The sequence below is a fragment of the Vibrio sp. 1151_11 genome (genome assembly GCF_029478525.1).
In the GTDB taxonomy this organism is placed as follows: Bacteria; Pseudomonadota; Gammaproteobacteria; order Enterobacterales; family Vibrionaceae; genus Vibrio; species Vibrio anguillarum.
Map to the genome: position 1 here is coordinate 1 of NZ_SHMN01000069.1, position 2,708 is coordinate 2,708.

A 2,708-nucleotide genomic window follows, 5' to 3' on the forward strand; every position below is an offset into this window, starting at 1 on the left:
GCGTTATGCAACTCAGGTAAATTTAGGGGTTCAATCTTTTGGGATTTCTCCGGCTATTCGTTTTGTGTTGTCGGCAAATGAGCTTTTTGACCTTAAAATTCGTGGTTCACTCAAGCCGTAAAACAGATAAGGTTCTTTGTTTGCCTCAATCAGTTTTAACGTTGGCGCGTTGTGAATCTTGCGGGTGCAAAGTGTGGAAAGGGCAAGTTTATCGAGCATTTTGCACTTGCTGAAATTTTCGCTCGTTGGGTTTGTCTCATTCAAAAGCTTGGTTTGTTGTTGAAAGGTGGGCTTTGTTTCGGCGGCTCATTTACCACAGTTCTTGCTTGGGTTGATTCTTGAATCACTCAACCATTGCAATTGTGGCTTTTGGTCGTGATAATTCAGTTTATCTCATTGAATTTGCATAACAAACGGCTCAAGAGGGATTGCCAACGCTTGGCGGTTTTAGTGCAAAATTGCAGTTCAGTGTTTACAGTGGTTTTTTGAGTCCGGCGGTGCGTTGTCAACCCCTTAGCCGGGCGTTATATTTTTTTAAGTTCAGCAATCAAAAAGGATTCATGATGAACGTGGATAAAGCGAAAAAACGCATATTGAAACGAGTACAAAGAGGTTTCAAAGGTTATCCGCAAATATCATTAGAGTATTTCGGTAAAACGACGGATTTAGCGACTGAAGTCGTTATCACCTTTTTACCTGAGGAGAATGCCGAGCCTCAAATACAACGCTTTACAAGTGACAAAGATGCCCGCGAAGACGAAGCGATTCAATCTGTATTGTTAAAAATCATTGAGCGTGCGGAAGCTGCTACAGTTTTGGAAAAGCAAGAAATATCAGTTTGTTAATGGTTTGTCGGCAATCCTAAACAGTCGGTCACGTTAGTGTAGAGAATGAAAATATAACAAACGGCTCAAGAGGGATTGCCAACGCGTGGCGGCTTTAGTACAAAATTGAAGTTCGATGTTTACAGTGGTTTTTTGAGTCTGGCGGTGCGTTGTCAACCCCTTAGCCGGGCGTTATGCAACTCAGGTAAATTTAGGGGTTCAACCTTTTGGGATTTCTCCGGCTATTCGTTTTGTGCTGTCGGCAAATGAGCATTTTTACCCTCAAATTCTTGGTTAACTCAAACCGTAAAACAGGCAAATGTCTTTGTTTGCCTCAATTGGTTTTAGCGTTGGCGCGTTGTCAGTTTTGCGGGTGAAAAGTGTGGAAATGGCAAGTTAATCGATCATTTCGCATTTGCTGAAAGTCTTGCTTGTTGAGTTTTTCTCATTCAAAAGCTTGGTTTGTCGCTGAAAGGTGGACTTTGTTTTGGTGGCTTATTTATCACGGTTCAGGCTTTGGCTGATTCTTGGTTCACTTAACCAATATTTTGATTGTTTTCTTAATCAAATTTGGTGTAACTTCTGGTTTATCTTATTGAATTTGCTTAGTATCAAGTTTGAAGTGCGACACTTTCTACAGATGCGCATGAATATACTCCGTTGGTGTTCTATACCCAAGCCTTTTGCGTGGGCGTGTATTTAATTTATATGCAATTTCATTACACAACTTCTGTGTCACGTGTGACATGGAGGTTCGTTTTGGTAAGTATTGTCGTATCAAACCATTGGTGTTTTCATTAGTGCCTCGTTCCCATGAATGGTATGGATTTGCAAAGTAAAACAGGCAGTTATGGTGTTTTTCTAGTTGTGCATAACCATGAAATTCAGTGCCGTTATCTGATGTTATCGTTTTAAAAGGTAAGTCAGAGCGGGTCATGATTTTGCTCATTCTTACGTTGAGTGACTCGCTTGTTCTATCGTCCATTTGACCGATAAAAGTGTAGCCAGTCATTCTGTCGACTAAAGTGACGATACAGTGCTTGGTTCCGCGACCCACGACGGTATCAATTTCCCAGTGGCCAGGCTCTTTTCGATGCTCAGCGTCTGCAGGTCTTTCGGAAATATGACGCTTATTTGCCAGCCGTCCTCGACTGTCTTTTGAGTTGTACCTTTTACGCCTTTTCTTGGTGGATTGGCGTAGGTGTTTCCATAACGTTCCACCGAGAGTTTTATCGTTCCAAACGTGCTGATAAATGAGCTCGTGGCTCATTGTTGGATAGCCTCTCATTCTTAGGTATCCGACGATTTGGTCAGGGCTCCAATCCAGTCGTAGCAATGCTTCAGGTAGTCTGAAGTCAAGTTCGGTATAGCGTTTATTTCGCCGTGAACGACTAAGCCGGTTGCGCGCCATTTGCAGTGCTCGCTCTGGTTGATAAGAGTACCTATCGAAGAACTTGTTGTAACGACAATTACGTTCAATTTCTCGATAGATAGTGGCTTTGTGACGCCCCAGTTGTTTAGCTATTTTTGCGGTACTGATCCCTTGCTTTCTGAGCGCAGAAATCATATACCTTTCAATCTCAGTGAGGTGTGTGTATTTCATGTTTTTTACTTCTTGGCGGGAGCAAACTTCATGATTATCGCACCTTACTGTTTTTATGTTCAGAGGTGTCGCACTTCGTACTTGAATCCAAGATTGAAGTTCAATGTTTACAGTGTGCTTTTTGAGTTCGGCGGTGCGTTGTCAACCCCTTAGCCGGGCGTTAGCCTTATTCAAAAGGAGATTCTATGAAATCAGCAGTTCTTGTTATTGATGTGCAGAATATTTTGTTTGACCCAACACCTCAACCGTTTGAAAGAAATGAGGTTTTAACTCGCATCAAT

General features: G+C 42.1%; 2 protein-coding genes and 1 pseudogene. 2 read left to right on the forward strand and 1 reads right to left on the reverse strand.

The window, feature by feature from the left end:
* Positions 1 to 563 precede the first annotated feature (563 nt).
* Positions 564 to 845, forward strand: coding sequence for a hypothetical protein (locus tag EXZ60_RS18695; protein ID WP_170907960.1), 282 nt, complete (start codon positions 564 to 566; stop codon positions 843 to 845).
* Between the two features lie 613 nt (positions 846 to 1,458).
* On the opposite strand, the gene EXZ60_RS18700 is transcribed toward EXZ60_RS18695, so the two are convergent.
* The gene (locus EXZ60_RS18700) at positions 1,459 to 2,427 is read right to left on the reverse strand and encodes an IS30 family transposase (protein WP_277436141.1); all 969 of its coding nucleotides are present in this window, start codon (positions 2,425 to 2,427) and stop codon (positions 1,459 to 1,461) included.
* A 185-nt stretch (positions 2,428 to 2,612) separates the two neighbouring features.
* Between EXZ60_RS18700 and EXZ60_RS18705 the strand changes: the two are divergent.
* Positions 2,613 to 2,708: pseudogene (locus EXZ60_RS18705) on the forward strand (cysteine hydrolase); the annotation flags it as partial.

What these genes read in the sequence shown, in the direction of transcription:
- EXZ60_RS18695 (WP_170907960.1), top strand. Translation starts at nt 564, where the DNA reads ATGAACGTGGATAAAGCGAAAAAACGCATATTGAAACGAGTACAAAGA.
- EXZ60_RS18700 (WP_277436141.1), bottom strand. Translation starts at nt 2,427, where the DNA reads ATGAAATACACACACCTCACTGAGATTGAAAGGTATATGATTTCTGCG.